Here is a 20914-nt window from a genome sequence, read left to right on the forward strand (position 1 = left end):
AAAGGACGCCGCCATGGATTTGATCCTCACCGGTAAGGTTATTGCACCGAATTCGCCCCTGGGGCTTGCGAATGCCCGCGTCGAGGCCTGGGAAACCGCCTCCGACCCGGCCCGGCGGATCGCTGCGGCCCCGGTGCTGCGCGGCGGCGCCTTCACGCTGGTCATTGCGGAAAACCTGGCCAAGATCCTCAAGGAAAAGGACATCCCGGTCGATCTGCGCGTGGTGGCCCGGGGCACGCCGGTGCGGGTCGATCCGCCGGTCGCCTGGCGCGTCGGCGACGCCACCGAAGGGCTTGCCCTGCGGGTCGGGCTCGACTCCCAGGGCCACGACATGCAGGGCGCGCGCGCGGTCTTTGGCCAGGTCACGCACGGCACGGCCCGGCCGCGCCCGGCGGCGGGCCTGCGGGTGCGTGTCTTCGATCGCGACATGCGCTCCGAAACCCTGCTGGGCGAGACCCTGACCGCGCAGGACGGCCGCTATTCGGTCACCTACACGCGGGAATCCTTTGCCGCCGCGGAAAAGGACTATGCCGATCTCGTGGTGCGGGTCTTCGATGCCGAAGGCAAGGTCGCGCTGAACCATCCCGGCCCCGACCAGATCCTGTTCAACGCCGGTCCCGAGGCCCGGATCGACATCCGGCTCGACACCGCCCCGGCCGAGGCCACAAGCCTGTTCGAGCGCCTGCTCGACACGCTCAAACCGCTGATCCGCGACGTGCCGCTGACCGAGCTGAGCGAGAACGGCGCGCGCGACGACATCACCTTCCTGTCGCGCGAAACCCGGACCCCCGGCATCCAGATCGAACACCTTGTCATGGCCCACCGGCTGGCCGAAGAAACCGGCACCGATCCCGCCGTGCTGTTCGCGCTCTTGCGCATGGACACGTTTCTTGGCCGTGAAACGCCCTCGCTGCGTCCGTCGCGCCCCGAGATCCGTCTCGACGACGATCTGCGCGGCATTCTGCTGGATGCGGCGCTGGTTCCCGGCGACCAGATCACCCGCGACGTCAAGGCCGCCGCCGAGGCGCGGATCGTGCCCAAGGCCGCGGTGCGCAAGGTCAAGAAACTGCGCGACGTCCTCGAAGGTCTCCGCGACACGGCCGAAACCCGCAAGGACACCGGCGAACCCACTCTGATCGCGCGGGAAATCGGCCGCCTCGCCGCGCCGGACCGGCTGGGCAGGCTCGCCGGGCTGCTGCGGGACGGCACCGATATCGAAACCGTCATCGCCGAGCTGACCCGGCCCGGCGACCCGTCCGGCGCGGGCGAAACCGGCGACGACCCGGTGACCGAGGTGATCACCGAAGGGCTGCTGGGCGGCGGCGCGTCACTGGAAAAGGTGGCCAGGGCCGCTGACCTCGACCCTTCCAGGCTGGCCGGTCTCGACGACAGCGCGCTCCGGCAGGCGCTGCGCAAGGCCGATCCGCAGGCCAGCGACAAGGCGCTGACCCAACGCGCCCGGAAACTCGCACGCGAGGCCGAGGCGCTGCACCCCACCGAGGCGCTGCGCGGCAGGCTCGCCTCGGGCCGCAGGCTCGGCCGGGATCCGCAGCGCACCGCCGCCCTGTTCGAGCGTTTCCCCGATCTGAGGATCGAAACGACCCGGCTCGATCACTTTTTTGCCGACAAGAAACTGACCCGGCCCGCCGACCGCGAGATGCTCGCCGATCTGAAAAAGGTGCAACGGGTGATGCGGATCGCCCCCGATCTCGACCGCGCCGAGGGGCTGTTGCAGCAGAAACTCGGCTCGGCCGCCGACGTGGTGCGCAGCGGCAAGGCACGGTTCGTCGACGAGATCGGGCCCAAGGCCGGTCTCAGCCGCGCCGAGGCCGAAGCCACCTTTGCCCGCGCCGAGGTCAGCCATTCCGCCGCCCTGATGATTTCGGGCGATATCCAGGCGATGCTGGGCAGCGCGCCGGCGGTGTCGACATCGGCCACGCTGAAGCTGAAATCCGCGACCCTTGCGGATGACTTCCCCAATCTCAAATCGCTGTTCAAGGGCGTGGACACCTGCGCCTGCCCGCATTGCCGCTCGGTCCTGTCGCCCGCCGCCTACCTGGTCGAGATCATCGAATACCTCGGTCAACGCGACATGGTCGACCTGACCCAGACACCGCCCGCGCGGGTGAACAAGGCGCACGAGGTGCTCTTTGCCCGCCGAGGCGAGATCCTCGATCTCGATCTCGATTGCGCCAATGCCGAAACGCCGCTGCCCTATATCGACCTGGCCTGCGAGATCCTGGAACACGCGATCGCGCCGCTGCCCGGCGTCGTCTTCAACGGTGCGCTCGCGGCCGGCACGGTCATTCCGGCCCCGCTCCTGTCGCTGGTCCAGGCCCAGGGCTGGGCGGTGACCGACAAGGCCATCCTGCAAGAGGCGGGCAGCGCCGGCGACCTGATCCTGCGCGACAGCGCGCTGACCGCCAAGCTGACCAACACCGGCGGCAACACCTGGTCGATCACCCGGCTGCGGCAGACCCACGGCACCGCGCAGGAGCGCGCCGCAGCGCCCGAATACGTCAACGCCCAGGCCTATGCCTCCCTCGCTGCCGAGAGCTATGCCTTTGCCCTGCCCTTCGATCTGAACCATTGCGAGGCCAGCGCCTATTTTGACCGGTTCGGGGTCCGCCGCGCCAGCCTCATGCGCGATTTCGAAACCGGCGGCGCACCCGGCGCCGCGGCCATCGCCGCCGAAGAGCTGGGGCTGACCGAGGCGGCGCGCACGGTCATCGTCACCGATGGCAGCGCCGCGCAGGACGGGGTCTGGGGCCTGCCCGCGGTCAGTGTCGTCGCGGACATGGCGGTCGTGTCGACCCTGCTCGACAAGACCGGGCTGAGCTACGACGCGCTCGACCGGCTCTTGCAGATGTCCTTCATCGACCCGGCGGACGCGATGTTCATCGAACATCTCGACCTGAGCTGCGATCTGGACCAAAAGCGCGTCGCCGGGCTGTCGGCGGCCGCGCTCGACCGGATCCACCGCTTCCTGCGCCTGCAAAAGGCGACCGGCTGGCGCGACGTCGTGCTGAACTCCGTCCTGACCCAGGCTCGGCTCGGCAACGGCACGCTGGACAACCAGGCGCTGGTCCACGTGGCCGACATCCAGCGGCTGGCCCGCAGGACCGGCCTCACCCCCGAGGTGCTGACCGGCTGTTTCGGCGATTTCGACCGGACCCAGCTGACCGGCACGGACGAAAGACCGCTTTACCAGCGGCTGTTCCAGAACGCCGGCACCCTGGGCCATGTCGAGCCGCTGCTCGGCGTCGACCAGGTCGGCGCGGGCGGCACGCTCTCGGCGGCGGCCGCCGCGCTGGCCGCCATCCTGCGCCTGGCGCGCACGGATTTCGACAGGCTGGTCGCGGCGCTGACCGACGATCAGCTGACCTATGCCAATCTCAGCACGCTCACCGCCGCCGCGCGGCTGATCGAGGCGCGCAAGCTCACCGCCAGGGACTACCTGACCCTGCTGCGGCGCAGCGGACGGGTTCCCACGGCCGCGCCGGCGGAAATGCTGGCGTTCCTCGACGATCTGGACCACGCCCGGTCGGGCCCGGTCGCGCTGGCCGACATGCCCTTTCTGCTAGAACACGGCGGCGAGGATGCGGCGCAGCGCGAGATCCGGGACGAGACGATCACCGCCTTGCTGGAGGGTCTGCAAGGCGCCTACCAGGACGCCTTTGCCGAAGCCAGATCGCCCTACGACGACGGGCTGTCCGCCGCAGAGCTGCGCGCGCCGATCAAGGACCGGCTGCTGCGCCTGCCCGAGATGGGCGAGGAGGACGCCAACACGGTCCTGCGCATCTACGACGCCGACTGGACCTCGCCGCCCGATCCCGACGCCGCGGCGACACTGACCGGGCTGCTGGGTGGCGCGCTGGATGTCGCCGGGATCGTCCCGGCTGCGGCGGCGATCCTCGCGGCGGCGACGCCGGCCACGCGCGAGACCGCGCAAAAGGCCTTTGCCGACACGCTGCTGGCGGCGATCGCGGCGCATCTGCACGGCCGCGCCAAGGCCACCGCCCTGCGCGACGCGATCGCCGATTTCTCGCGCGCCGACGGCGATACGGTCGAGATTGTCCTCGCCGCCGCCAGGCTGCGCCAGCCGGGCCCGGCCCAGCCGCTGGTGTCGGCGCTCCTGACCGACGATGCCCTGATCGACACTGCGGGCGATCCCGCCGCCCCGCCGGCGATCACCGCGGCCGCCTTCGCCGATCAATACGCGGCAATCCGGCTGCTGCAAAAAGTCTTTGCCGTCCTGTCCGCCACCGACCTTGCGCCCGACGACCTGGCCTGGGTGATGGCACATGCGGCCGACTTGGGCTGGATGCAGATCGACAGCCTGCCCTGGCAGGGCGGGCAGGCCGCGGTCCCCCACCTGCACTGGGACCGCCTCAGCCGGGCGCTGGCGCTGTTCGCGGCGTATCCGCCGATGCCCGATCCCGCCAATCCCGCCGTGCCGATCACCCTGCGCGCCACGCTCGATGCGCTGTTGCCCGGGGCCGGCACGACGCGCGACGCCTGGCTCGACGCGCTGGCGCGGCTCACCGGGCGCGACCGCGCCACGCTGGCCGACCTCGATGCGCATTTCGGCTGGTCCACACCGAACCTGTCGCAATGGCATCTGCCCGAAACCTGGGAGGCGCTCGCCCGCTGTCTCGCGCATCTGCGCGCGCTCAACGCCACCGTGGCCGAAGCCGCGTCCTGCGCGCAGCCCGTGCTCACGGCGACCCAGACGGCGAGCCTGCGTACCGGGCTCAAGGCGCGCTATGCCGAAACGACCTGGCTGACCACCCTGGGCGAGATCATGGATGCGATCCGCCCCAAGAAACGCGACGCGCTGGTCGCCTACCTGCTGGCCACCCGGCCGGAATTCACCACCGCAAACGATCTTTACGACCATTTCCTGATCGACACCCAGATGGAGGCCAGGATGCCTTCGTCGCGGATCGTGCAGGCGCACGGGACGATCCAGCTGTTCGTCGAACGCAGCCGCATGGGACTCGAACCGCAGGCGGCGGCCGACACCGGCGACACCGGCTGGGAGCAATGGGTCTGGATGCGGAATTACCGGGTCTGGGAGGCCAACCGCAAGGTTTTCGTCTATCCCGAAAACTGGATCGAGCCGGAGCTTCTCGACGACAAGTCCTTCCTGTTCGAGGCGCTCGAAGACACGCTGCTGCAAAACGAAGTCACCGAAATCACCGCCGAGGATGCGCTGGCGCGGTATCTCGAAGGGCTCGACGGGATCAGCTTTCTCGAGGTCGTCGCCTGCTGTTACCAGTCCGAGACCTACACCATGCACGTCTTTGCCCGCACCAAGGGCGGCGATCCGGCGCAGTACTACTACCGCACCTTCGAGAAAGAGCGCTATTGGTCGCCCTGGTCGCTGGTCGAGGTGGACATCACCAGCAACACCCTGCTGGCCTTTGTCCGGCGTGGACGGCTGAACCTGGCCTGGCCGGTCATCAGCGAGGAATCCAAGCCCGACCAGGACGTCGTGACGCCGGGTGTCTCCGAAAGCCCCTCGTCGGGCACCATGCAGAACCCGGCGATGCGGCTGCGCATCCAGTTGGCGGTCAGCGAATACGCCAATGGCGACTGGAAGCCGCGCAAGATATCGCAGGATGCCATCGTCACGCCCGAGACCTACACCACCGATCCGTCCCGGCTGGACCGCGAACAATACAACCTGATCTACAGCCAGTTCGACGATCAGATCTGGCTGTTCCACACCGATATCGACGGCGCCGAATACCACACCCGCGACGGCATCTTCGACGTGGCGGGCTGCAAGGGCTACCCCGAGCTTCTGAAAACCGCGCAGGAATCGCTGCGCGATTTCTACCCGGATTACCTCGACACCGAACTTGCCGCGCAACGCTATGTCGAGCTGGGCCGCGACGGCGCCGACAGCCTGGCGATCCGCAACATGATCACCTTCTGGGGCTTCGCCACGCGGCTGCGGACGACCCCCGGCACCTTCCGGGTCACCCACCCGCATGTGATCACGCTGATCGACCTGCTGTACCTGTTCCTCCAGGCGCTGCTCTACAGCGCCCATTCGACAAGTTCGGTTGCGGCGGCGCGCTACATCAAGCTGCCGCTCGGCACCTGGCTGCCCTATTTCTTCGAGGACAGCGAACGCGCCTACGCCGTCGTGCCCGGTCTCTACAGCCCGGATGACGGCGGCAAGACCAAGCGGACCTTTTCCGACATCCTGAAACTGGTCGAGGATATCCTGGCGCTGGTCGCCAGGTACGTCGCCCGGCTGACCGCCACACCGGCCCCCGATCCCGCAGCGGTCCTTTCGGACCTGCTGGAGGATCCCGATTTCATCGACATCCGGGACGAGATCCAGCGCTATTTCGGCCTGCGCTTCGCCGAGCGGTTCGAAAACCTCTATCACCCGCTGGTCTGCCCGCTGCGCGCGACGCTCTACAAGTCCGGCATCGACAAGATGATGGCGCGCGACAGCCAGTTGCAGATCACCGCCTTCGACTTTGACGATACCTTCGATCCCACGTCCCTGGTGGCCCAGCCCTATCCCGTCGAGGATGTCGATTTCTCCTCCTCGGGCAGCTATGCGGCCTACAACTGGGAGCTGTTCTTTCACACGCCGCTGATGATCGCCAAGCGGCTGGCCTCGGAAAACCGCTTTGACGAGGCGATGGAATGGTATCACCGGATCTTCAATCCCACCGGCACGCTGGACGGCGACGCGCCGCAGAAATACTGGGTCACAAAGCCGTTCTTCCAGGCCACCAGCGGCGACTACCTCGCCCAGCGGATCGACCGGCTGTTGACCGATGTCGCCGATCCGGCATCCCCCGAACGCCACGAGCTTGAGGTCGCGATCGCGGAATGGCGGCGCAAGCCGTTCCGGCCGCATGTGGTCGCGCGGTTCCGGCCCGTCGCCTACCAGCGCGCCACCGTGATGAGCTATATCGGCACGCTGATCGACTGGGGCGATTACCTGTTCCGCCAGGACACGATGGAAAGCATCACCCAGGCGACGCAGCTCTACATCCTGGCCGACAAGCTGCTGGGCCCCAAGCCGCGCACGGTGAAACCGCCGGTCGCGGTGACCGCCCAGACCTACACCCAGCTCAAGGCCGATCTCGATGCCTTCGGCAATGCCCTGGTCGAACTCGAAACCTACCTGCCGGACCTCGGGATCCTGCCCGAGGGCGGCGATGAGCTGCCCGCGCCGCCGGTCACCCTGTCCAGCCTCTATTTCTGCATCCCGCCGAATGAGAACATGCTGAAATACTACGATACCGTCGAGGACCGGCTGTTCAAGATCCGCAACAGCCAGAACATCGACGGCGTCGAACGGGTCCTGGCGCTGTTCGCGCCGCCGATCGACCCCGGCATGCTGGTCCGGGCGGCGGCGGCGGGCCTGTCGCTCTCGTCGATCCTGGCGGGGATGAACGGCCCCCTGCCGGCCTACCGGTTCCAGGTCATGGCCAACAAGGCGACCGAGCTGACCCAGGAGGTGCGCGCGCTCGGCAACGCGCTGCTCGCCGCGCTCGAGAAAAAGGACGCCGAGGCCCTGGCGCTGTTGCGCAACGATCTGGAGGTGCAGCTTCTGAAAGCCCAGCGCAGCCTCCAGGAGCTCGAGATCGAGGCCGCCGAAGAACAGATCACCGTGCTGGAAAAGACCCGCGCCATCACCGAAGAGCGCAACGCTTTCTACACGGCGTTCGAACGCATCAACGCCAACGAACAGCTCAACCTCGACAAGCTGGCCGAGGCGCAGGACTTCGAAATGGCCGCCGGGATCGTGCGCGCCACGGGCGCGGTGCTGGGCATCATCCCCGACATCTCCTTCGGCGGTCACGGCGCCGGCGGTTCCCCGGCGGTGCATGCCACCTTTGGCGGCTCGACCCTCGCCACCGTCGCCGAGGCGGCGGCGACGGTTCTGAGCATCTTCAGCGGCATCGCGTCCTATGAGGCCACCCGCGCCGGCACCCTGGGCCGTCTCGACCGCACCAAGGACGACGCCGACCTGCAAGCGCGGCAGACGTCCCTGGAACTGGCCCATATCGACCAACAGATCGTCGCCGCCGGGCTGCGCCGCGACATCGCGGTCAAGGCGCTCGAGGTGCATGACGTGCAGACCGATCACGCCGAGCAAATCGGCACCTTCCTGGAGGACAAGTACACCAGCCGGGAACTCTATCAATGGATGGCGAATGACATCACCAAGGTCTATTACCGCGCCTACCAGCTGGCCTACGACACCGCCAGGAAAGCCGAACGGTGCTACCAGCACGAACTGGGCTCCAGCGAGACCTTCCTCGAATTCGGCTACTGGGACAGCCGCCGAAAGGGATTGCAGACGGCCAACAAGCTGCTGCACGACATAAAGCGGATGGAGACGCGTTACCTCGAGGCGAACCGGCGCGAATACGAGATCACCAAGCATGTCTCGCTGCGCCAGCTCGATCCGCTGGCCCTGACCAGGCTCAAGACCTCGGGCACCTGCGACTTTGAAATCCCCGAAGCGCTCTACGACATGGACCATCCCGGCCATTACTTCCGCCGCGTGAAATCGGTGGCGATCTCGATCCCCTGCGTGGCCGGGCCTTTCGCCTCGGTCAGCGCGCGGCTCAGCCAGGTGAACAACCGCTATCGCAAGAGCACCGCCAAGGCCGCTGGCGCGATGACGCCGCAGGCCGAATACGAAGAGGCGCCCGGCAACGACACCCGCTTTGCCTATGATATCGGCGCCACGCAATCGGTCGCGACCTCGTCGGGGCAAAACGACACCGGCCTGTTCGAGCTGAGCTTCCGCGACGACAGGTATCTGCCCTTCGAAGGCACCGGCGCGATCGGCGACTGGCGGCTGGAATTCCCCGACACGGTGCGGCAGTTCGACTATTCGACGATTTCGGATGTCATCGTGCATGTGCGCTACACCGCCCGCGACGGCGGCAGCAGCCTGCGCAGCCTGGCGCAATCCACGCTCAAGGCGAAGTTGCAGGACATCGCACAGGGATTGGCCAAGACCGGGATGCACGTGATGGTCGATCTCAAGCGCGACGACTACAATGCCTGGCATGCGCTGAAATCGACCGGGACGACCACGCTGACCCTCACCAGGGACCGCCTGCCCTATGCCCTGCAGCCGCTGACGCCGGTGCTGGGCACGACCACGCTGCTCGCCAAGGTCGCCGGCGCTCCGGCCAGCTTCACGGTCGGCGTCGGCGGCACGGACGTGTCGTTGAACTTCTCGCCGGAGTGGCAGCTCAACCACAACGATCACCCGGGCCTGGCGCTCGATGTGCCCGTCACCCTGACCGTGGCGGCCGGCGATCTGGCCGCGCTGGAGGAATTGAGCCTGGTGATCGGCGTCTCGGTGTCATGAGAGGCGCAGCACCCCGTTGCCCGCGCTGCGCCGCGCCGCTCGTCGCGACGCGGCGCTGGTTCGGGCTGATCCAGCACCTGCGCTCGCCCTGCCCCGCCTGCGGCGCGGACCTGGTCTTCGACACGGCGGGCGGGGTCCACCTCAAGGACAGCGCCCCGCGAGAGGAGAAGCGCTGACCGCGCCGATCAAACGGTGCCGCGCCGGGCAAGGGAAACCGGCCCGCCCGGGTGCGGGCGGGCCGGTCGGTCAAGAATCAGCGCAGCGAGGCGATGAAGGCGTCGACATCGTCGAGCGAGATGTATTCCACCTCGCTGGTGCCGCCCTCGGTAAAGGACCACACCACCGCCGGCGCCGACACGTCGCCGTTGGCGTCGAACCGCACGTTGCCGGTGCCGCCCTGGTACATCACGGTGCCGCCCCCGGCGAGCACCTCCCTGGCCTGCGCGAAACCGGCCGCGTCGGCGCTGACCGGCGTGCCCGCCGGATCCGTCACCCTGGCCACGGCGGCGGCGACATCCGCGCCCGAGGCGTCCGGCCCGGCCGCTTCCATCGCCAGGAGCGCGATCATCGTCGCGTCATAGCTGTTGGCCAGCCCCGGCCCGTTCGGCTCGGACCCGAACTTTTCGACATAGCGCGCGCGGAAGGCATCGGCGCTTTCGGCGCGCGGCGAGGCGGTGTCGGTGCCCAGCGTCTCACCCAGGTACTGCAAGCCCACATTGTCGCGGAACTCGTCCGATTTCAGCGAGTTGGCGACAATCATCTTCTGCGTGCCTCCCAGCGAGATCCACTCGCGCACCGCCGAGGTGCCCTCGGCCGGGTAGAGCGCCAGGTACAGCGCCTCGGGCTGCGAGCCCAGCGCCTCGGTCACTTCGGCGCGGTAGGAGGGCTGCGCGTCGTTGATCGCGACAGAGGCGGTGACCTCGACCCCCACGGCGGCGAAATCGGCCGCGATCAGCCGCGCCATGTCCTGGCCCCAGTCGTCGTTCTTGTAGAGGATGGCGACGGACTTGTAGCCCTTGTCCTGCGCCACCTTGGCGCCCACGGCAGACTGCACCGCGGTGGTGGCGAAGGTGCGGAACCACAGCCCCTTGGTGCCGCCCTCCTGCGCCAGCTTGGTAAAGGCGGTCGAGGACGAACAGCACGACATCTGCATCACGCCCGACGGCGCGGTGACCGAGGTCAGGATCGGCATCGACACGCCCGACGACACCGCGCCCAGCAGCACCTTGACGCCTTCGAGGTCGACCAGCGCCTTGGCCGCGTCCACGCCGACCTTGGGGTCGACCTGGCTGTCGCGCAGCACCATCTCGATCTTGCAGCCGGCCGCCCCCCCGGCCTCGTTCACCTGGTCCACGGCAAACTGCGCCACCTCGGCGATGGGGCGGCCCCAGTCGACGGAGGTCGGCAGCACGGCGCCGATCTTGGTGGTGCACTCCTGCGCGAATGCGCCGGAGGCGAGCAGCGACAGGCCGGCGGCGCTGCCCAGCATGAGCGCGCGAAGCGCCGATTTCCGTTGAGTCATTCCAGTTCTCCCTGTTGTCCTAGACGGTTTTTTCCGATTGTGACACGACAAGCCGCTCGGGGAACAGGCCCTGCGGCCTCCACAGCAGCATACCGACGATGACCGACCCGATCAGCACGAACTGGAGCGAGCCGGTATAGAGTTGCGCCTCGATCGGCGCATAGCGCGCCAGCGCCCAGCCCGATCCGGTCCAGGCGCCCCAGATCAGAAAGGTGCCCATGATCGCGCCCCGGTTGTTGCCCGCGCCGCCGACGATCAGCATGGCCCAGATCTGAAAGGTCAGCGTGGGCAGGATGTCCTGCGGGCTGACAAAGGCATAGAAGGTGCCGTAGAGCCCGCCCGCCAGCCCCAGCACCGCGTTGCCGGCGACAAAGGCGGTCAGCCGCACCCGCGCCGGGCGCTTGCCCAGCGATTGCGCCGCCTCCTCGTCCTCGCGGATGGCGCGCAGCAATCGGCCAAAGGGCGACCGCGACAGCCGCTCCAGCAGCACGTAGACCGCCACGAGGCACAGCAGGACGAAACAGAGGAACCCGAGGTTGTAGAGGAACCCGTCGCCCAGCACCTCCCGCAGGGGCCGCTGAAAGCCACGCACGCCCTTCGCCCCGCCCGCCAGCCACTCGGCGTTGCGCATCAGGTTCTCAAAGGCGACCGCCACGCCGAATGTGGCGATGGCCAGGTAGTCGTGCCGCAGCCGCAGCGTCAGCACGCCCACCGCCCAGGCCAGCGCCGCCGCCGCCGCGATGCCGCCCAGCAGCGCCAGCGGGTAGATCACCCCGTAGCCGCCCAGGTGCCCCTCCTGCGCCGTGCCGCCCAGGATCAGCGTGCCGTAGGCGCCCGCGCCGAAAAAGGCGACAACCCCGCCGTTGAACAGCCCGGTCTTGCCCCATTGCAGGTTCAGCCCCAGCACCGCGATGGCCAGGATCGAGGCCACCGTGGTAAAGAACACCAGGTAGGAGATCACCCCGATCATGAGCGCGCCTCACCGAACAACCCATAGGGCCGCACGATCAGCACCGCCAGGATCAGCAGGAAGGGCACGGCCGGCGCATAGCCCGAGGGCAGCACCAGCACCGACAGGTTGGTCGCCAGCCCGACGATGAACCCGCCCAGCACCGCGCCGTAGACGCTGCCGATGCCGCCGACGATGGTCGCGGCAAAGATCGGCAGCACCAGGTCGCGCCCCATGACCGGGATCATCTGGTAGGACAGCCCGTAGAACACCCCCGCCGCCGCCGCCAAGGCCCCCGCGATCACCCAGGTCGCGGCGATCATGCGCGACAGGTTCACGCCATTGACCTGCGCCAGCGCCGGGTTCTCCGCCACCGCCTGAAGCGCATAGCCAAAGGTCGTGCGCGACAGCACCAGGTGCAACAGCCCCATGATCACCAGCGCCGCGATCAGCACGAAGATCTGGTCCGGCTTGACCAGCAGCAGCGGGTCGCGGCTGACCACGATGGCGAACGAGATGTCGCGCGAATAAAGCGTGCTCGACAGGCCAAAGATCAACCCGATGACATTGCGGATCACCAGCGCCATGCCAAAGGAGGCAAAGACCATCGACAGCTCGCCCCCCTTCTCGCGCACGCGGCGGAACACCAGCACGTCGAACAGCACCGCCGTCGCCGCCGTCACCAGCATCGCCGCGACGATGGCCAGCGCCAGCGCGGGCGTCAGCAGCAGCGGCCCCAGCTTGGTCGCCAGCACCGGGTGGATCGCCTTGAACAGCGCATCGAACACCAGCGCGGCATAGGCACCGATGGACAGCAGCTCGGCATGGGAAAAGTTGGCAAAGCGCAGGATGTGCATGACCAGCGTCAGGCCAATCGCGCCCAACGACAGGAAGGATCCGGTCAGGATGCCGTCGGCGATCTGCTGCATCAGCTGGCCTCTCTCCGTCGTCCGCCCAGGTAGATCTCGGCCACGCGCGGATCGCCCAGCAGGTCCGCCGCAGGCCCGTCCAGCTGGTTGCGCCCCTCGGCCAGGATATAGCAATGGTCCGCGATCTTCAGCGCCGCCTTCACGTTCTGCTCGACCAGCAGGATGGTCACCCCCTCCGCCGTCAACTCGCGCGCGAGGCCCAGCACCTCCTGCGTGGCGATGGGCGACAAGCCCGCCGACGGCTCGTCCATCAGGATCAGCGAGGGGTTGGCCGCCAGCGCCATCGCCACGGCCAGCACCTGCCGCTGCCCGCCCGAAAGCGTGCCCGCGCGCGCCTTCAGTTTCTCTCCCAACATGGGAAAGCGGGTCAGCAGCGGGTCGATCCCGCTGCCGGGCACACGCCGCGCCGCCAGTTCCAGGTTCTGCCGGATGGTCAGGCTGCGAAAGATGTTGGCGGTCTGCGGCACATAGGCCATGCCGTGCCGCGCCATCAGGTCCGGGCGGCTGCCCGTAATCTCCTGCCCTGCCAGCGTCACACGGCCTGCGCTGACCGGGATCAGCCCGGCCACCGCCTTGATCAGCGTCGACTTGCCCGCGCCGTTCGGCCCGATCACCAGCGTGATCTTGGCCTCTTCGGCCGCCACCGACACGCCGCGCAGGATCGGCAGGTCGGGGACATAGCCCGCCGTCAGCCCCTCGACGCGCAGCAGTGGCTCAGACATCGACCGGCGCCCCCAGGTAGGCGTCCAGCAGCGCCGGGTTGGCCCGCGCCGCCTCTGCCGTGCCTTCAAAGATCACCCGCCCCTCGGCCATGGCGATCACCGGGTCGCAGTGGCGCATGACAAAATCCATGTCGTGCTCGATGATGACGAATGTCTTGCCTGCCGCGTTCAGCTCTTCGATCTTGCCGATCAGCACCTGTGTCAGCACCGGGTTCACCCCCGCCGCCGGTTCGTCCAGCAGGATCACCCTCGGGTCGCCCATCAGCACGCGGGCCAGCTCCAGCAGCTTCATCTGCCCGCCCGAGATCTTGCCCGCCGCGTGATCGGCCAGCGGCAGCAGCGTGACGAAGTCCAGAACCTCGCGGGCGCGGTCGCGGATGCGCCGTTCCTCGGTCCGCACGCGCGACGGAAACAGCAGCGGCCCCACCAGCCGCTCCCCGGTCTGCGCCAGCGGCGCCAGCATGACGTTCTCCAGCACGCTCATCCGCGCGAATGGGCGCGGCAGCTGAAACGTCCGCCCGAGGCCGCGCGCAAAGCGCATGTCGGGTGCCAGCCGCGTCACATCCTCGCCGCCCAGCGTCACGCGGCCCGCGTCCGGCGGCAGCACCCCGGCCAGCAGGTTGAACAGCGTCGATTTGCCGGCCCCGTTCGGCCCGATCAGCCCGGTGATCGTCCCCGCCCGGACCTTGATCGACACACCGTCGACCGCCTTCAGCGCGCCGAAGGTCTTGGAGACCGCATCGGTGGACAGGATGACCTCAGCCATCGGCGCTCCCAAGCACCTTGTCGTCGGGCCGGGTGTTGAGGTTGTATTTCATGATCCGCCCGTGCCGCCCCGTGCGGTCCCGCTCCAGGCCAAACACCGGCCCCTGCGGGCCGGGGGCACTGGCCAGCACCGCGTCGATGGCGGCGCGGTCCTCGTCGTCCAGCGCAAAGGAGAACACCGCCAGCGTTTCGGGCAGGTGGCGGGCATAGCGCGCGCCGACGATGGCGGCGGCAACGCCGGGCCGGTCCAGCACCCAGCGCGTGGCGACGGCGGCCAGCGACACGCCGTGTTTCGCGCCGATGTCCTGCAGGGTCAGCAGCAGCGTCTGGAAATGCGCCCAGGGGCCGAATTCGTCGATGATCAGACGGTATTTCACCAGCGACCGGTTCTCGAAGGCAAAACCGGGATCCTCGACCCCCAGCCAGCGCTCCGTCAGGAACCCGCCCGCCAAAGTGCCGTAACAGAGCAACCCCAGCCCGTGCGCCTGCGCCCAGTCCGCCAGCCCATGCTCCGGCCGCCGGTCCAGCAGCGAATACTGCACCTGCGTCGACACCAGGTCATAGCCCGCGTCGACAAAGGGCCGCGTCTCGGCCACGTCCCAGTTCGTTGTCCCCAGGTTGCCGATCTTGCCCTTGCGCTGGCAGTCCTTCAGCACCTCGAAGGCGGCGACCGGATCGCCCTGCGCCAGGTCCCACCAGTAGAACTGCACCAGGTGCAGCCGCTCGATCCGCAGCCGCATCAAGGAGCGGTCGACAATCGCCTCGATCTCTTCGGGGCGGATGTCGGCCAGCCGCCCGAGGTCGGGCACCAGCTTGGTGTGCACCATCACCCGCTCGGCCACCGAAGGCCCCCGCCGCGCCCGCAGGTCGGCGATGAACTCACCGATCATCTCCTCGACGCCGGTGTAGATGTCGGCGCAGTCGAACGTGGTGATCCCGGCGTCGACAAAGGCCTCCATGTCGCGCACGGCCTCGCTCCGCAGCACCTCGCCATGGTCCCCGGCCAGCTGCCAGCCGCCCTTGATGACCCGCGACACCCGGTGGCCCGGCCGCAGGGTCGCGCTCTCGACGCTCATGTCTCGTCCTTCCAGTAGGGGGTGTCGCGCGCCTCGGGCAGGCCGGTGGTGGCGGCGTGCGAGAACCGGCGCCGCCCGGTCCGCGTCACCCGGAACCGCCCGCCGCAATGCGGATCGGGACAGGCAATCTCGGCATCCGTGGTCATCCAGTCCTGCGCATCCGTGGCGCGCTGCTTGGCCGGCAAGAGGGGCAACAAGGCCGCCAAGGCATACATCGACACCCGCGCGCCCTCGGCGAACACCAGCGTTTCCCCCACCACGTCAAAGCCTTCGCCCTCGACATGGCGGCAGACCGGCGTGCGGCCGTCCAGCACCGTCTCGACCCTCAGGTCGTAGAGCCAGAAACCGGGGTCGTCGCTGTCCTGCATGTGCCTGCCGCCTTGCTTGGCCAAGACCGTGTTACCTGTGATATTTGATCACATATCCCGATTCGCCCCCTCAGGACAACGCAGGAGCGCGCCGCCAGATGGCCAAGCCGCAGATCGCCTCCATCGACCCGCTGAAGCTGCGCGAAAACGCCTATCTCGCCCTGCGCGATGCCTTTACCCGCGGCGAATTCGCCCCCGGCGACGTGGTCAGCCTGCGCGACCTCGCCACCCAGCTGGGCATCTCCATGACCCCGGTACGCGAGGCGGTGCGCCGCCTCGTGACCGAAGGCGCGCTGGTCGATACCCCCAGCCGCAAGCTGATGGTCCCCGCCTTCGACCCCGACCGCATGGACGAGCTGAAATCGGCCCGTCTCGCGCTGGAACCGCTGATCCTGACGCTGGCCATGGACCGCATGACGCCGCAGGATATCGACAGGCTGGAGGCGCTGCTGGACACCGCCACGCCGCGCCCCGACGGGATGCCGGACCTGTCGCGCAACTACGACTTTCACTTCACGCTCTACCGCCTCAGCGGCTCGACCGTGCTGTTGCCGCTGGTCGAGGGGCTGTGGCTGCAATACGGCGCCTATCTGAACCTCATCATCCGGCAGGCCGAGGCGCCCAAGGTCGAGGAACACGTCTTTCACCGCGCCATTGTCGCCGCCCTGCGTGCGGGCGACCACGCCGCCGCCCGCGCCGCCCTGACCGACGACATTAAACGCAGCTTTCACATCCTGAGATCGGAGCATGAGCCATGACCGGACCGGACCGCATCGCCCTGGGCGCGCACCTGAACATCAGCCGCGTCCTGACCGGCCTCTGGCAGGTCGCCGATATCGAGCGGGTGTCCGGCACCATCGCCCCCGACATCGGGGCCGGCTGGCTGGCCGATTACGCCGCGCAGGGGTTCGACAGCTTCGACATGGCCGACCACTACGGCAGCGCCGAGATCCTCGCCGGGCGGCTCTTGAAACGCCCCGAGGGCGCGCGCGCCACGGTCTTTACCAAGTGGTGCCCGCCCCCCGGCCCGATGACGCCCGACGTCGTGCGGCGCGGCGTCGAGGAACGGCTGGAACGGCTGGGCACCGACTGCGTCGACCTGCTGCAATTCCACTGGTGGAGCTTTGAGCATCCCGCCTGGCTCGACGCCCTGCACGAACTCGCCTGCCTGCGCGACCAAGGGCTGATCCGCGAGATCGGCGTGACCAACTTCGACGCCGCGCATGTGGCGCTTGCGCTGGCCGACGGCGTGCCGCTGCTGACCAATCAGGTCAGCTTCTCCCTCGTCGACCGCCGCGCCGCCGGTCCGCTCTCCGACCTCGCCGCCCGCAGCCCCCTGCGGCTGCTGGCCTACGGCACGCTCTGCGGCGGCTTCCTGTCCGGGAAATGGCTGGACCAGCCCGAGCCGCAGACCATCCCCGACTGGTCCAAGATGAAATACAAACGCTTCATCGACGTCACCGGCGGCTGGGACGCATTTCAGGGCATCCTGCGCGCCGCGCATTTGATCGCGGGCAAACACGGCGTGTCCGTGTCGAACGTGGCCACGCGCTGGGTGCTGGAACACCCCGCCGTCGCGGGCGTCATCGTCGGCGCGCGGCTGGGCGAGGCGGTGCATACCGAGGACAACCTGCGGCTCTTCTCCTTCGCGCTGGACACCGAGGATCAAGACCGCCTCAACACCGCCTTCGCCGCGACGAACCCCGTCCCGGGCGACTGCGGCGACGAATACCGCCGCCCGCCCTTCCTGACCGCGTCGGGCGATCTCTCGCACCACCTCGACACCATGCCGCGCGCCCACCTGCCGGTGCCGGTGCCGCACCGCGCCGAGGCAACCCGCGTGCTCAGCGGATCGGAGTGGGAGGACATCGCCGGCTATTGCCGCGCGCAGAAGGTCGGCGACCGCATCCTTGTTTCCGGCACCACCGCCACGGCAGGCCACAGCCGCAGGGTCGCCCCGGACGACGCCGGCGCGCAGGCCACCTATGTCCTCGACAAGATCCTCGCCGCGCTCGCCGCGCTGGGGGCTGCGGCCGAGGACGTGGTCCGCACCCGCATCTACCTGACAGACCCCGAGGACGTGCTGGCCGTGTCACAGGCCCACGGCCGCGTCTTTGGCGCGGTCAAGCCCGCCAACACGCTGGTCGTGGTGGCCGGGCTGATCGGCGGCTACCGGGTCGAGATCGAGGCCGAGGCGATCCTGCGGCCCTGAGCCTCAGCAGTAGTCCTCCGGCCCGATCACCTGGTCGCCCGAGTAGCGCGCGCCATGCGCCCAGCCCAGCGGCAGGCGGCGCTCGATCTCGGCCTTCAGGTCCGCGTCCAGCATCATCGACGCGCCGCGCACCAGTTCGTGCAGGTGGCCGGGGCTGCGGGTGCCGGGGATCGCGTGCACCGTGGGGCCCTGCGACAGCACCCAGGCAATGGCCAGCGTCGCCGTGGGATAGCCCGCCTGTGCCGCGAGGTCGCGCAGCGGCAAACTGGCCGCCAGGTTCCGCTCCAGGTTGCCGCCGTTGAACCGCGTGTTGGTCCGCAGAAAGGGCGAGGCCGCGACCCGCGCCGGCGTCGGCGGCGTGTCCGACAAGAGCCCCCGCCCCACCGGCGAAAAGGCGACAAGGGCGGTGCCCAGTTCGCCGCAGGCCTGCACCATGCCCAGCTCCGGCAGCCGCGTCTGGAGCGAGTATTCCGACTGGACAGCGGCCACCGGATGCACGGCAGCGGCGCGGCGCAGGCTGGTCGGCGCGATCTCGGAAAACCCGAAGGCGCCGATCTTGCCCTTGGCCACCAGCCCGGCCAGCGTCTGCGTCACTTCTTCGATCTCCAGCCGGGGATCGCGGCGGTGGACATAAAACAGGTCGACCCGCTCCAGCCCCAGCCGCTTCAGGCTCTGATCCAGTTCGGATTCGAGATGCGCGGCCGAGTTGTCGAACCGCCGCGCGCCGGTCTCCGGGTCGCGGGTGATCGAGGCCTTGGTGGCGATGCGGAACGGGATGCCGCCCTTGCCGCGATAGCGTTTCAGGAAACTGCCGATCACCGACTCGGAGGTGCCCATGCCATAGATGTTGGCGGTGTCGATATGGTCCACGCCCGCATCCATCGCCGCGTCCAGCACCGCGTGGCTCTGCGCCTCGCTCGCCGGGCCGTAGAACCCGGCAAACGACATCGCGCCGATGCCGATGGCCGACACCTCCGGCCCGCCTGCCCCGAGTGGTCTGCGCAACATGCCCTGCCCTCCCTGACTGTGCGGGCGCGACAGTGGCGGCGCGGGTCCGGCTTGGCAACCCCTCGGGCGGCTTGCGCTTTGCCGCCCCAGCCCGCATCGTCCCGGCCCAACGCCCCACCCCAAAAGGGAAACAATGCGCCCGATCCTGACCCGCACCGTTGCCGAAATGGAAACCCCCAGCGCCGCCCTGCGCGCCGAGGCCATCGCCCAGGGGGGCAGCGCCGCCTTCAGCGCCCGCGCGCAGGCCGACTGGCCCTGCCTGACCACCGTCGAGCTGCGCCAGCCGCCCAGCCCCCTGCCCCCGCCCCGGCAGCTGACCGTCGCCGCCTGGAACATCGAGCGCTGCAAGCGGGTCGAGGACTCCGCCGACCTGTTGCGCGCCACCGGCGCCGACGTGGTGCTGGCGACCGAAGTCGACCTCGGCATGGCCCGCTCCTCGCAGCGCCACACCGTCCGCGACCTCGCCCAAGACCTCGGCTTTGGCTACGCCTTCGGCACCGAGTTCGTCGAGCTGGGCACCGGCGACCCGGTCGAAACCGCGCTGTTCGCCGATGTGCCCAACGACCACGGTCTGCACGGCAACGCGATCCTGTCGCGCTATCCGCTGGAAAACGTCGCCCTGATCCCGCTGGACGCGGGCGGCATGTGGTTCGTTTCGCAGCCCAAGAGCGACGGCCAACTGCGGCTGGGCGGGCGCATGGCCCTGGCCGCGCAGATCGTCACCGCCGCCGGGCCGCTGACCATTGCGGCGGCGCATTACGAGAGCGAGAGCGACGCGCAGGGCCGCGCCACCCAGACCCGCGCCTTTCTCGACGGGCTGCACCACACCTATGGCGACGGTCCCGCCGTGCTCGGCGGCGACCTCAACACCAACCGCCTGATGGACGGCACCCGCACCGGCGCGCAGGCCGTCCAGACCCCCGCCGCCGCCGAACCCTGCTTTGATGTCTTCGCCGATCACGGTTTCGACTGGCGCGCCTGCAACACCGGGCAGGTCACGCTGCGCGCCGCCCCCGGCAAACCCGTGCGCTACCCGCTGCCGATCCTCGACTGGCTGTTCACCCGCCGCGTCGCCCCCTCAGACCCGCGCGTCCATGCCGCGCTGTCGCCCGCCGGGCACTACCTGTCGGACCACGAACTCCTCAGCGTCCGGATCGCCCCCTGAGTCTCAGGCCCCCAGCCAGCTCCGGTAGTCGCTGACCAGCAGGTGCAGCGGCGGCTCGTCCTCCTCGATCTCGGCAAACCGGCCGATCGGCTCGCGAAAGATGTTGTCGGTCTCGTCGTCGTTGACGGTGCTGACCTCGCCGATCAACACGTCGCCGCCCTCACCCCAGAAGGCGTGCCAGTCGCCCGGCCGCAGGGTCACGCTTTCGCCCGGCGCCAGCTTCAGCTTGCCGCCCGGCGGCACCTCGCGCCAGATGCCGTCGCACATGACAGAGACACCCACGTCCGCCGCGCAGTGCCCCAGGTCGTCCGAGCCGAACAGCTCGACCACCAGCGTCCCGCCGCCCCGGTTGATGATGTCCTCGGCCTTGATCACATGGGTGTGCATCGGCGACAGCTGGTCGCGGCGCGAGATCAGCAGCTTTTCGGCGTAGCACATGCCGCGCCCGGATTGCAGGTCCGTGAGCAGCCCGTTGCGCAGGGTGAACAGGAACAGCCCCAGCTCGTCGAACCGGCCCGCGCCGTAATCGGTGATATCCCAGCCGCAGCGCGCGTCGATCACGTGCCGCGCCTCGCCCGCGTGGGCGACAAAGGCCTCCGGCGTCCACTGCGCAAAGGGCGGCAGGACAAAGCCGTGGCGGCGGATCATCTCGTCCGCCTGCCGCATGACGGCGTTGATGTGCGAGCGTTTCATGCGCCAACCTCCCCTAGGTGTCGCGGCCCACACTAGGGCCGCCCACCCCAGCTTTCCGGCCTGCGCGCCGCGCGGTCAAGCCCCGGCGTCTGGCCCGGCGTCTGGCCTGGCGTCTGGCCCGCCGACAAGCGCAGC

14 protein-coding genes are annotated in these 20914 nt (G+C 68.8%); 5 read left to right on the forward strand and 9 right to left on the reverse strand.

What is annotated here, in order from left to right; all coding sequences use genetic code 11:
- Nucleotides 1-13: 13 nt before the first annotated feature.
- Nucleotides 14-9370, forward strand: a complete 9357-nt coding sequence (locus MAA8898_RS05220) for a Tc toxin subunit A-related protein (RefSeq protein WP_094019911.1) — start codon at nt 14-16, stop codon at nt 9368-9370.
- The gene (locus tag MAA8898_RS05225) at nt 9367-9546 is read left to right on the forward strand and encodes a hypothetical protein (protein ID WP_094019912.1); all 180 of its coding nucleotides are present in this window, start codon (nt 9367-9369) and stop codon (nt 9544-9546) included. Before MAA8898_RS05220 ends, MAA8898_RS05225 begins: the two co-directional genes overlap by 4 nt.
- A gap of 77 nt (nt 9547-9623) precedes the next feature.
- On the opposite strand, the gene MAA8898_RS05230 is transcribed toward MAA8898_RS05225, so the two are convergent.
- From MAA8898_RS05230 to MAA8898_RS05260, 7 genes are read right to left on the reverse strand one after another with little or no spacing between them, the layout of a single operon-like run.
- Nucleotides 9624-10892: an ABC transporter substrate-binding protein gene (locus MAA8898_RS05230; protein WP_094019913.1), complete on the reverse strand. Its 1269-nt coding sequence runs from the start codon at nt 10890-10892 to the stop codon at nt 9624-9626.
- A gap of 19 nt (nt 10893-10911) precedes the next feature.
- Complete coding sequence (locus tag MAA8898_RS05235) at nt 10912-11862, reverse strand: branched-chain amino acid ABC transporter permease (RefSeq protein WP_094019914.1); 951 nt, start codon at nt 11860-11862, stop codon at nt 10912-10914.
- A complete protein-coding gene (locus tag MAA8898_RS05240; protein WP_245853243.1) occupies nt 11859-12770 on the reverse strand; it encodes a branched-chain amino acid ABC transporter permease in 912 nt (303 codons plus the stop codon). Before MAA8898_RS05240 ends, MAA8898_RS05235 begins: the two co-directional genes overlap by 4 nt.
- Nucleotides 12770-13492 carry an ABC transporter ATP-binding protein gene (locus MAA8898_RS05245; RefSeq protein WP_094019915.1) on the reverse strand — a complete coding sequence of 241 codons (723 nt, stop codon included), beginning with the start codon at nt 13490-13492 and terminating at the stop codon, nt 12770-12772. The genes MAA8898_RS05240 and MAA8898_RS05245 overlap by 1 nt, the downstream gene beginning before the upstream one ends.
- A complete protein-coding gene (locus tag MAA8898_RS05250) occupies nt 13485-14258 on the reverse strand; it encodes an ABC transporter ATP-binding protein (protein ID WP_094019916.1) in 774 nt (257 codons plus the stop codon). The genes MAA8898_RS05245 and MAA8898_RS05250 overlap by 8 nt, the downstream gene beginning before the upstream one ends.
- Complete coding sequence (locus MAA8898_RS05255; protein WP_094019917.1) at nt 14251-15333, reverse strand: aldo/keto reductase; 1083 nt, start codon at nt 15331-15333, stop codon at nt 14251-14253. The genes MAA8898_RS05250 and MAA8898_RS05255 overlap by 8 nt, the downstream gene beginning before the upstream one ends.
- Nucleotides 15330-15701: a TIGR04076 family protein gene (locus MAA8898_RS05260; protein ID WP_094019918.1), complete on the reverse strand. Its 372-nt coding sequence runs from the start codon at nt 15699-15701 to the stop codon at nt 15330-15332. The genes MAA8898_RS05255 and MAA8898_RS05260 overlap by 4 nt, the downstream gene beginning before the upstream one ends.
- A gap of 98 nt (nt 15702-15799) precedes the next feature.
- Here MAA8898_RS05260 and MAA8898_RS05265 point away from each other — a divergent pair, with 98 nt between their 5' ends.
- Both MAA8898_RS05265 and MAA8898_RS05270 read left to right on the forward strand, forming a co-directional pair.
- Nucleotides 15800-16459, forward strand: a complete 660-nt coding sequence (locus MAA8898_RS05265; RefSeq protein ID WP_094019919.1) for a GntR family transcriptional regulator — start codon at nt 15800-15802, stop codon at nt 16457-16459.
- Nucleotides 16456-17913, forward strand: a complete 1458-nt coding sequence (locus MAA8898_RS05270; protein WP_094019920.1) for an aldo/keto reductase — start codon at nt 16456-16458, stop codon at nt 17911-17913. The genes MAA8898_RS05265 and MAA8898_RS05270 overlap by 4 nt, the downstream gene beginning before the upstream one ends.
- Before the next feature lie 3 nt (nt 17914-17916).
- On the opposite strand, the gene MAA8898_RS05275 is transcribed toward MAA8898_RS05270, so the two are convergent.
- Nucleotides 17917-18921, reverse strand: a complete 1005-nt coding sequence (locus MAA8898_RS05275) for an aldo/keto reductase (protein WP_094019921.1) — start codon at nt 18919-18921, stop codon at nt 17917-17919.
- 133 nt (nt 18922-19054) lie between these two features.
- Here MAA8898_RS05275 and MAA8898_RS05280 point away from each other — a divergent pair, with 133 nt between their 5' ends.
- Nucleotides 19055-20086, forward strand: a complete 1032-nt coding sequence (locus tag MAA8898_RS05280) for an endonuclease/exonuclease/phosphatase family protein (RefSeq protein WP_094019922.1) — start codon at nt 19055-19057, stop codon at nt 20084-20086.
- 3 nt (nt 20087-20089) lie between these two features.
- On the opposite strand, the gene MAA8898_RS05285 is transcribed toward MAA8898_RS05280, so the two are convergent.
- Nucleotides 20090-20779, reverse strand: coding sequence for a D-lyxose/D-mannose family sugar isomerase (locus MAA8898_RS05285; RefSeq protein ID WP_094019923.1), 690 nt, complete (start codon nt 20777-20779; stop codon nt 20090-20092).
- Nucleotides 20780-20914 lie beyond the last annotated feature (135 nt).

The organism is Antarctobacter aquimaris, from assembly GCF_900184945.1.
Lineage (GTDB): Bacteria > Pseudomonadota > Alphaproteobacteria > Rhodobacterales > Rhodobacteraceae > Maliponia > Maliponia aquimaris.

Coding starts and splice junctions, on each gene's coding strand:
- MAA8898_RS05220 (WP_094019911.1), top strand. CDS start 14: ATGGATTTGATCCTCACCGGTAAGGTTATTGCACCGAATTCGCCCCTG.
- MAA8898_RS05225 (WP_094019912.1), top strand. CDS start 9,367: ATGAGAGGCGCAGCACCCCGTTGCCCGCGCTGCGCCGCGCCGCTCGTC.
- MAA8898_RS05230 (WP_094019913.1), bottom strand. CDS start 10,892: ATGACTCAACGGAAATCGGCGCTTCGCGCGCTCATGCTGGGCAGCGCC.
- MAA8898_RS05235 (WP_094019914.1), bottom strand. CDS start 11,862: ATGATCGGGGTGATCTCCTACCTGGTGTTCTTTACCACGGTGGCCTCG.
- MAA8898_RS05240 (WP_245853243.1), bottom strand. CDS start 12,770: ATGCAGCAGATCGCCGACGGCATCCTGACCGGATCCTTCCTGTCGTTG.
- MAA8898_RS05245 (WP_094019915.1), bottom strand. CDS start 13,492: ATGTCTGAGCCACTGCTGCGCGTCGAGGGGCTGACGGCGGGCTATGTC.
- MAA8898_RS05250 (WP_094019916.1), bottom strand. CDS start 14,258: ATGGCTGAGGTCATCCTGTCCACCGATGCGGTCTCCAAGACCTTCGGC.
- MAA8898_RS05255 (WP_094019917.1), bottom strand. CDS start 15,333: ATGAGCGTCGAGAGCGCGACCCTGCGGCCGGGCCACCGGGTGTCGCGG.
- MAA8898_RS05260 (WP_094019918.1), bottom strand. CDS start 15,701: ATGCAGGACAGCGACGACCCCGGTTTCTGGCTCTACGACCTGAGGGTC.
- MAA8898_RS05265 (WP_094019919.1), top strand. CDS start 15,800: ATGGCCAAGCCGCAGATCGCCTCCATCGACCCGCTGAAGCTGCGCGAA.
- MAA8898_RS05270 (WP_094019920.1), top strand. CDS start 16,456: ATGACCGGACCGGACCGCATCGCCCTGGGCGCGCACCTGAACATCAGC.
- MAA8898_RS05275 (WP_094019921.1), bottom strand. CDS start 18,921: ATGTTGCGCAGACCACTCGGGGCAGGCGGGCCGGAGGTGTCGGCCATC.
- MAA8898_RS05280 (WP_094019922.1), top strand. CDS start 19,055: ATGCGCCCGATCCTGACCCGCACCGTTGCCGAAATGGAAACCCCCAGC.
- MAA8898_RS05285 (WP_094019923.1), bottom strand. CDS start 20,779: ATGAAACGCTCGCACATCAACGCCGTCATGCGGCAGGCGGACGAGATG.